Annotated in this window: 6 protein-coding genes; all 6 read right to left on the bottom strand. The window is 67.3% G+C overall.

Annotated elements, in window-relative coordinates:
* Nucleotides 1-87: 87 nt before the first annotated feature.
* Complete coding sequence (locus ACIBR0_RS26945) at nucleotides 88-555, bottom strand: AAA domain-containing protein (RefSeq protein ID WP_396720243.1); 468 nt, start codon at nucleotides 553-555, stop codon at nucleotides 88-90.
* Nucleotides 552-2,048 (bottom strand): hypothetical protein, encoded by a 1,497-nt coding sequence (locus tag ACIBR0_RS26940; RefSeq protein WP_396720241.1) that lies wholly within the window; start codon nucleotides 2,046-2,048, stop codon nucleotides 552-554. The genes ACIBR0_RS26945 and ACIBR0_RS26940 overlap by 4 nt, the downstream gene beginning before the upstream one ends.
* On the bottom strand, nucleotides 2,045-3,175 hold the full coding sequence (locus tag ACIBR0_RS26935) for a hypothetical protein (protein ID WP_396720239.1): 1,131 nt from the start codon (nucleotides 3,173-3,175) through the stop codon (nucleotides 2,045-2,047). Before ACIBR0_RS26935 ends, ACIBR0_RS26940 begins: the two co-directional genes overlap by 4 nt.
* Before the next feature lie 63 nt (nucleotides 3,176-3,238).
* Nucleotides 3,239-4,042 (bottom strand): hypothetical protein, encoded by an 804-nt coding sequence (locus ACIBR0_RS26930; RefSeq protein ID WP_396720237.1) that lies wholly within the window; start codon nucleotides 4,040-4,042, stop codon nucleotides 3,239-3,241.
* A gap of 86 nt (nucleotides 4,043-4,128) precedes the next feature.
* Complete coding sequence (locus ACIBR0_RS26925; RefSeq protein ID WP_396720235.1) at nucleotides 4,129-7,641, bottom strand: DEAD/DEAH box helicase; 3,513 nt, start codon at nucleotides 7,639-7,641, stop codon at nucleotides 4,129-4,131.
* Entirely contained in the window at nucleotides 7,631-8,356 is a 726-nt protein-coding gene (locus tag ACIBR0_RS26920; protein WP_396720233.1) for a hypothetical protein, read from the bottom strand. The genes ACIBR0_RS26925 and ACIBR0_RS26920 overlap by 11 nt, the downstream gene beginning before the upstream one ends.
* Nucleotides 8,357-8,537 lie beyond the last annotated feature (181 nt).

Raw genomic sequence — 8,537 nt, 5'->3', positions numbered from 1 at the left:
CGGTTGGCTCGACACCACCGGACCTACCGAGGGCCTTCCCTTACCTCCAACACGACACGCCGCCGAACCAACCCACTTCTCAAACGCTCACTTAAACAGGGCTGCGATGAGCAGGAGCATGTCGGAGCGCATCTGATATGCCTCGTCCACGATCGCCCAGGGAAGCTTCCCTGCTGTCTCCGCTCGGCTCCATTTCGCTGCGGTTCCGACCACGACCCGGCAGTCTCCGAGCGTGTCCAGACGGCTGCCGATCTGCACGTTCGGCAGCTGGACCCAGGTGGGTGGGCCGTAGTCCTCGCGGGTGAGCCGGCCGATCAGCAGGTGCGGGAGCCGTTCGGCGATGTTCCTGGTGAGGTCATCGACCTGCGCGTTGGTCTGCGCGACTACCATAATCGGCTCGCCGGCTTCGGCGAGCGCCGCGGCGACCCGGACAACGAGGGTGGACTTACCTGCTCCGGGCGGTGAATCGACGACGACGCCCGGCTGCTGGGTACTGGTGAAGTCTGTGATGATCTCGGCGGTTCGGGCTTCGGCGAGTTGCTGAGGTGAGGTCATGACCATTCCTCCACCGCGTCCTCCGGTGCGGGAACGTACTCCGGCGGGGGCCCGCCGTGGGTCCACGGGATGTCGTCGCGGGTGGGCCAGGCCCGTCTGCGGCGCACGAAGGTGTCGGCGAGTGCAAGGTAGACCGCCTCGTCGCCGCTGGCTGGAACGGAGCCTGGTGCCGGGGTCCGTCCGCGGCCCATCTTGTCCTGTAGTTCGAGTGTGATGATCCAGCCGTCGGTGGTTTCCTCGATGCGGGTGATCAGTGCCCGCTGGCCGTTGCGGCTCGGGTCGTGCACTTGTTGTCCCTCTTCGAGACGGACCGGGTCGGCGGTGGTGACGGTGACCAGCGGGCGTGGCACGAGCTTCTGTGTTGCGCGTACCCGGCGCGTGGCGTCGCTCGCGACGACCGTGCCGGCGAAGGCCTCGCCAGCGAGCCGGTGGTCGGCGATCACGAGCGGGTCGTCGTAGGCGCGCTCGGCGTTAAAGCTGGCCAGCCGTTGTTCCATTTCGGCGAGACGTTGTGCGCCGCGTACCGCGTTGTCCCGCTTGGCCTGCGGGTTACCGCCGTTGGTCACGTAGTAGTGGAAGGCGGTGAAGCGATCGCGCTGCCGTTCCCATCGACGCGCCACACGCGGCGCTGGCGGCTCCTGCCGAAGCAGTTCGATGGCATGCCACACCAGATTCCAGGTCGGTCTCATCTGCTCCAGGAGCATGCTGGTCAACCGGCTGAGGACCTGCCGTCTGGCGGGTTCCGTCGACGCCGCCGCAAGATCTCTGAGAGTGGGCTGCAGGAACAGCCGGTCGAAGGTGGGATCGGTCGCCGGACCCGCCGGCGGGCAAAGGGCCGGATCCTCGGCACGGCGCACCGCGTCGGCGATCGCCATTCCCGGCGGCGGCGCAAGCCAAGCCATCAGCGCGGCGAGATTGCCGTCCTCGACATCGCTCTGTCCAGTCGCCCATACCCCGCTCAGCGCCCGGGTGGCCGGCACTAGCACGCAGGAGTCCGCGAACTCGGCCTGTTCCGCGAGCCAGGTCAGCCAGATACCCAGTTGCCGTACGGACGGGGCGACAGCCCAGCGGCCTTCGATGGACCGGAACCGCGTCATCCGCCCGAGGAGCCGGACGTAGTCGACGCCGGCCGGGTTCGGGACCCAGATCTGTGGTGCCTCGGTGGCCCGTACCGATAGTTCTGCTCCACGGCTTTCGAGCCGCTGGGTGATCGCCGCCATCGAGGCGATCGGGTAGAGCAGGTGTCCGGCGAGCCGTTCCGCGAAGCGCAGCCGTTCAGCGCGCTCACGCGGCTGGCGCGTGACGATCACTTCTGGCCGTGCGGGGTCGGTGCCGACCATCACCGCCAGGGGGGCGTTCGTCTCGCCCGCGAGAGTGATCGGCACCATCACGATCGGGTGGTCGGAGATGTGCAGGTGGCGATACATGGTCAGGCGCTGTGGGGTCTGCGCATCGGCGGCCAGCGCCCGGGCCAGTGACGTCATCATGGTCATCGCCGTGACTCCAGTGCCTGCTGTCGCATCTGATAGGCCGCGCGCAGCAGGCGGGCGGTCTGTCGCTGGCTGTCGTCGGGTTGCCGGCTGCCGGTGGCCAGTCCGACGACCTCGGCGATGGAGTCGATGCCGCCCAATTCCTCGCGAATTACCCGGCCGAGCACCGGAACGGTGCCGTCCGCTTCCGCCCGGCACACGCCAGCCAGTTCGCAGCTCTCCAGGCAGTCCGGGGAGTAACGCGCGGCGACTCGGGTGAGGTCCGCGGCGAGTTCCTCGGGGTTGCGTGTCGGCTGGCCGTCTCGGTCCGGCAGCAGGTCGAAGGTCAGCGATGCGGGCAGCAGAAGCAGAAGGTCGTCGATCGACTCCATGCGGGCCAGGTGGCGCCGCAGCGATGCGAGCTGCTTGCGCACGTCGATCAGCTCAGCTACCGGCTGGTTGCTGAAGTCCTTGGGGCACACGAGGATCACCTCGTGGGAGACCAGTTCTGGGGAGAGTCCGGCGGTCTGCAGCATCTCCCGCATCGCCAGCACGTAGACCGCCGACTGCTGCGCCGCGGCGGCGACCTTTCCTGAGTCTGCCGTGCCGTCCACGATCGGGAAGGACTTGATCTCGACGATGTGGAAACGGTCACCGAACTTGAAGGCGATCAGGTCGGGCTCGATGTGCACCCGGACGCCGTTCATAGTCAACTGCAGGATCGGGTGATCGAACATCGTCCCGACCGGGTCCGGAGCACGTGCCGCCTCCACCAGAGCGCTGCGGGACCGCCGGAGCCGGGCACTGATCCGGTCGTCGTCGTCGGCCGGGTTGAGATCGTGGTAGTGCGCCTGCACGGTCGGCAGATCGATGTGCTGCCGCAGCAGACGCAGGAGGTCGTTGCCTCCCTCGGCCTTAACTTGCGCCTCGAAGCTCTTACCCCGGGCCAGCGCGATGCTCGACATCTGGCCGACGGTCATCCGGTGGCCGAGCCGATCGGCAACTGCAGCCTTGTCCACGCCAGCGGCATCCATGAGAGTGCGACGCCGGCAGCCGGGATTGGCGGCGAGGGCAGCAAGAGAGCGGGCGTTGTGCGGCTTTCGCGGCGCCGCACCACGGATGGCATTGAGACGGTCGTCGACGACGGTCATCCTGTCCTCTGCAGAGACGGGTCCGGTCTTCGCGGTACCGGGCCGCCGATATCGGGGAAGGTGCTAGGTAGCGCTGCGTACCGCTCTGAGCGGTGAAGTACCGAACAGCTGCTGAACGTCGTCGAGTCGACGGCGTGCTGTGTCGGCAGCAGCCTTGCGTTGTGCACGGTCGGAGTCGTCGTGGACTTCGAGTTCGGCCCGCGCTGCTGAGATGATCGCCGCCGGCTTCGCCGCGTCAAAGGATTCCGCCGCGCCCGGGATGTTGGTCGCGAACCGCCACAAAAGCCTGCTCGCCTGCGGCCCGGGGTCACCGGTCCGCTCGACGTGCTCAGCCAGCCTGATCGCTCCTGAAAGGAAATCAACACGCGGCGACAGTGGGCCGACCATCCGACGATCTAAGGACCATGTAGAAACGGCCAGTAAACCGCGCACGCTGACCAACTGGTCTGCCGCGAGCGCACTGCACAGGTAGTACGGGCGCGCGAAGGGTGCCGAGCGGAATGACCTCTCCTCATCCCGCCGAAGACTGGTCAGTTTCGCGCTGACCAAGTCTCCGGCGTAGAACGCTTCATGCACCGCCACGATCAGCTTCGGTGCAGCTGGCACGCCCAGCAAGGTGAGCACCTGATGAACCTGCTCGCGCATGGGGAGTAGCGACACGCTGGATGGCAATGGGATAAGCGGTGCATGTACCTGGTCGTCCGGTGCTTCGATACCTTGTAGGGCTTCGTCCCATCGCTGCTCGGCCGCGCGCAGTTCGGCACGAAGTGCAGGAACCTCGACGCGCTGCCCAGTGGACAGTGCGCGACGGATTCGTGCTCGCAGACCTGAGATCAGGTCTTCGAGTTCATCCATCGTTTCAGCCATGCGGGGAAGGATAGCATCAGGTTCCACTATCTTCCAGTATTCCCCAGCAAGATCCTTTCGCTTCCATCGTCCGTTCTGGCGCGGCGTCACGGGCGAAGTCGGGTACTCACCTGCGGAAGAAGCACTTCCGGGCCGTGATAGTGCAGGACGATCCCGGTACCGGCTGGCAGCCGCCGACCGCGCAACACCCCGTGCCGCGGCGAGGCGAGCGGAATAGTTGCTTCGCCTAGCAGGTCGAAGCCGGTCGACCAGATCTCGATCTTGTCTTTTCCGGCGTCTGTCACCCGTAGCCAGGTATCGGGATCCGGTGCCGTTGAGTGCCAGGCGACGTCCGGTACGACCACGGTCTGCCGGCGCCACTGGCGTGCGCGGCGGGTTCGTGTGGGGTTCGCGAACGCCTCCCACGCCGACCGCGCCTCGGGTGTCGGCCACTGCGGGCTCAGCGCGTGGGCGGGGTCGAGGTTGTCGATCCAGTGATGCATGCCGGTTACCGTGTCGAAGGTGGCGCCGGTGCTGGTCACCGCTGATATGGCAGCGAGGCGATAGTCGAATCCCGACCGGATGAGAATCGAGGCCGGCTGGTGGAAGGTTCCAGTCTCGATCGTGGTGACCACGGTGCCCAGCAGGGCGGTGGCGTCGGAATTGTCCTGGGCGGTCTCGTAGACGCGGGCTGCCTCCATGCCCCAGACCAGCCGGTAGATGACGTCGGCTTCGATGAACTGCGCGATCTGGACCCGGTCACCCGGCACCTCACTGAGGGCCAGCCCGTGAACCCAGTGCCGCAGCACCGTGTCGCGATTGCCGAGCGGGTTCTCCGGTGCGAACGACGGCACGGCGAACACGACATCGGCGATCTGGATAATCAGATCGCCGGCTTGCTCGTGGTCGCCGCCGAGCAGTGCGGTTTCGGCCTGGCCGGCCAACGCGACGATGTGCCCGGACACCTGCGCGAGCTCGGAGCCTGCTTGCGCGCCTAATCCGGCTAGATACCAGCCGCGGCGCTGCGAGGCCGTCGACGTGCGCCACAGGTGCCGGGTGCGGCTGAAGACGACTTCGCGCAGGACGGCCTGTGCGGTGTCGTCGTAGCGGCGCAGCTGACGCTCGAACAGTGAGTCGCGCAGCGCATCGGTGAGAAACTGCGTCGCCGCGTCCGTGACGAGGTCTTGGTCGCCGTCACCGACGATGCTCAGGATGCCGATGTCGAGCAGCGCGAGGTTCGACCGCCAGCCCGCCGCCGCGGCGGCCCGCTGGTCAGCGGTGCCAGCGGACAGCACGGGCAGCGACCAGTCCGGGCCGCCGGTGAGGTAGACGAGGACCGGTTCGACCGAGGTCAGCCCGTAGGTGGCGAGCAACTGCCGGACCAAGGCGACACCGACGCCGATGAGCCCGGACTGCAGCGGCCGGCCACCGTCGCCCTGGGTCAGCTCGAGCCATTCCCGGCGCCGCCAGGCACCGGTCTTGAAAATCGGGTAGAGGACGAGACCTTCGGTGTCGACGAAAGCCCGGCCAGCCCGCCCGATCACGTTGGCGAACTCGGAACCCTTGAGCAGCTCCCCGCTGCGGTGCAGACTGTGAAAGAGCACGGCCGAGGCGGACAGGTTCAGCCCTTGGGCCAGCGTCGGCGAAGCGATGGTGACCTTCAAACTGCCGCGTTGCAGGAGCCGTTCCACCTCGCGCCGGAACGGCCCCGGCAGCGCTCCGTGGTGGATCGCCACGCCGAGCTCAAGACAGCGCAGGATGGGATGGTCGGGGCCGAACCACTCGGCGCCGACGGTTAGCGCGTCGCTGAGATCGACGCCGGCCGGCAGCACGGACGGGATCAGACCACGGCCGTACAGATCGATGATCTTTGGGGCGTAAGGTTCGACCCAGTTGCGCTGCGGGCAGAAGACCAGGACGGTCTGGCCTTCCTCGACCAGCCGCCATCCCGTGGCGATGATGTGCTCACCCTGGTCGGCAGGGAACAGCTTGCGGCGCGGTGGGCGTGGTTTCTTGGCCTCGAAGTAGCGAGGAATGAACGACTGTTCCGGGCCGAGAGTGATCGTCAACCTGGCGTGGTCGCCGCGCCACTCGACGAGCCCGAACCGCTGCCCGGTCGGGCGCCAGCCCTCGCGATGCAGGCCGTCCGGCTCGTCGTCGGTGATCCAGGCGACGAAGTCGTCGAGGTCGTTGCCGGAGGGAAAAACCGCCGAGAGGCAGAGGATGCGCCGGGTCGCGGCGTCGGCACGGCGCAACAGCCGCTGGATCTGGGCCTCGTAGCGGACCTCCCGCTCGGAGGCACCGATCATGTGTCCCTCGTCCAACACGATCAGGCCGACGTCGTCGAGCACGGACGGGTCGGATCGCAGCGCGAAGTCCAGCTTCTCCGGGGTGGCGACGACGACCTCACCGGACCGCAGGGTGTCCTCATCGACGTCGCTGGTGCCCATGCTGCCGTACAGCGATGAGACCCGGATGCCCAGCGGGGCGAAGGTCCGGGTCAGGACATTCTCGGTCTGCGCGGACAGGGCACGTAACGGGGTGACGTACACCGTCCGACGGCCTTGAGCGAGGCACGCCAGGATCGCCAGTTCGGCGATGCGGGTCTTGCCGGCGCTGGTCGGCAGCGCGACGACGAGATCCCGCGAGTCCCGAAAAATCCGGTGGGCAACATGCAGCTGCGAAGGCCACAGGTCGATCTCGGCGCGCTCGCGGGCCAGCAGCGACGCGACGAACGTGTCGCGCAGCTCGCGCCACCGTCCGGCGTGGCCAGCATCGATCCCGGGCAGCGTGGGCTGTGGAATCGTGGTCTGCAAGCTGGTGTCAAACAGCCCACGTAGCAGGTGCCGGCTCAGGCGGTAGATCCACCAAGGCCCGGGAGCGCTGACGTCCGAGGACGCCTGTTCCCCAAGCTGCAGGTCTTGCAGCGCAGCGTCGAGCAGGGCGCGGCTGCCGATCTCGATGGCGAACAGGGCGGCCGAGACCGCTGAAAGGTAATTCTCGCTGAGCAGTAGCACTACGGGACCTACCTGGTCCGATGCGTCGTCCAGGTCGTTCAGGTCGTTGTCGGGTGCGGTGAAGGCGGCCAGCATGGCCTCATCGGAGACCTCAGGTGACGACCGCAGCTGCCGGGTCCGCTGGTCGATGGCGCCCAGGTCGCGCATGAGCAGATCCGCAAGAGTGTGTTCCATCGGCGTGAGCCGGCCCGACGCGCGGCTTGATTGGATCAGCGAGTACGCGCGGGCAGCGTAGCCGGCGAGGTGACTAGCGGCGCCGGCCACGAGGTCGTGGAAGACCAGGTCCGGTGCAGGGGCCGCGTTGCGGGTGGCGGCCTCGATGGCGTACGAGCTTTGGATGAACCCTTCCCGGGTGAGGGTTATCTGGCCCGTCGTGTCGTCCTCGGCCACCTCCAGCAAGCCGAGGCTGGTCGAAAGCAGCGCATAGCCGTAGTTGAGCAGGTCAGCGTCGAGGAAGGCACTGAACGTAGGTGCGTCCGGCGGCAGGACACCGCCGCGGCGGATCATCGATTGGGCCTGGCCGCGGGCCAGGAGCCGGCCGCGGAAGCCGGCGTCGGTTGCGGTCGTCAACAGCCGTGCCAGGCGTTGCGCCTCACGCACCATCGGTGATCACCAGCTCGTAGGCGTCGGTGATGAACTTTTTGTGTCCATGGACCCGCAGCGTGATGGTCAGCTGCGCGACGGCGCCGGTGTACGCCTGCAGGTCAGCGGTCACGTGCTTGCTGGGATCGTTGCTGGTGAACAGGAACATCAGGTGGCTGACCCGGTCGGCGCGGAGTTCGTCGAGCAGCAGCAGCATCAGCACAGCTTCGCCGACCTCAGCATCGGCTGTCGGCAGCAGCCGCTCGGCGAACTGGGTGAGCGAGTGCGCCGACGGCATCTCCTTCTCCCGCGCCAAACCCTTACGGGCCCCCGTGACGGTGCCCTTAGCGAGGATGACGCGGCTCTTGGCCTCTGCCTTGATGATCACGGCCTTGCCCGCGGCGTCGAGCTTCGCGCCCAGCACGTCGTCGCCGCGCATCGCCCACTGCTGGTGGTCGCGTTGGATGAGCCGGCTCGGGCCGACCACCCATCCGTGCTCTTCGTGCAGGTACGCCGTCGCGAGGATTTCACCCATGTCCCCGGACCGTGCAGCGGGCTTGGTCGGCAGCTTGTTGCTGAGGAACTTGGCCACCCCGTCCTTGCCGAGCCGGCGGGCGATCAGCGCGAGCGACGCGGATTCGGCATACGCGCCGGGCAGTGCGGCGGCCAGGGTGGCAACACCGGTGGCGTCGTCGAACGACTCGATCAGGCCAGCGTGGTGGCTGCCGATGGACACGGGCACCCCGACGGTGCACCAGTTCCGGAAGTCAACGGTGTCCAACCGCGCACGTGCCCTTTCTCTGAGAAGATTTTCGGTGCACGAACCGTACCGACTCAGGGGCCGGATCGTGCCCCTGAGTCGGGTACTTCGCACCGGTGGGCCCGGGTCGGTCAGCGGGTACCTGCCACCCGTACCG

The organism is Micromonospora sp. NPDC049497 (assembly GCF_044465805.1).
Taxonomy (GTDB): Bacteria; Actinomycetota; Actinomycetes; order Mycobacteriales; family Micromonosporaceae; genus Micromonospora.
This window is presented reverse-complemented; position numbering and strand designations above follow the sequence as displayed.

What these genes read in the sequence shown, in the direction of transcription:
- ACIBR0_RS26945 (WP_396720243.1), bottom strand. Translation starts at nt 555, where the DNA reads ATGACCTCACCTCAGCAACTCGCCGAAGCCCGAACCGCCGAGATCATC.
- ACIBR0_RS26940 (WP_396720241.1), bottom strand. Translation starts at nt 2,048, where the DNA reads ATGACCATGATGACGTCACTGGCCCGGGCGCTGGCCGCCGATGCGCAG.
- ACIBR0_RS26935 (WP_396720239.1), bottom strand. Translation starts at nt 3,175, where the DNA reads ATGACCGTCGTCGACGACCGTCTCAATGCCATCCGTGGTGCGGCGCCG.
- ACIBR0_RS26930 (WP_396720237.1), bottom strand. Translation starts at nt 4,042, where the DNA reads ATGGCTGAAACGATGGATGAACTCGAAGACCTGATCTCAGGTCTGCGA.
- ACIBR0_RS26925 (WP_396720235.1), bottom strand. Translation starts at nt 7,641, where the DNA reads ATGGTGCGTGAGGCGCAACGCCTGGCACGGCTGTTGACGACCGCAACC.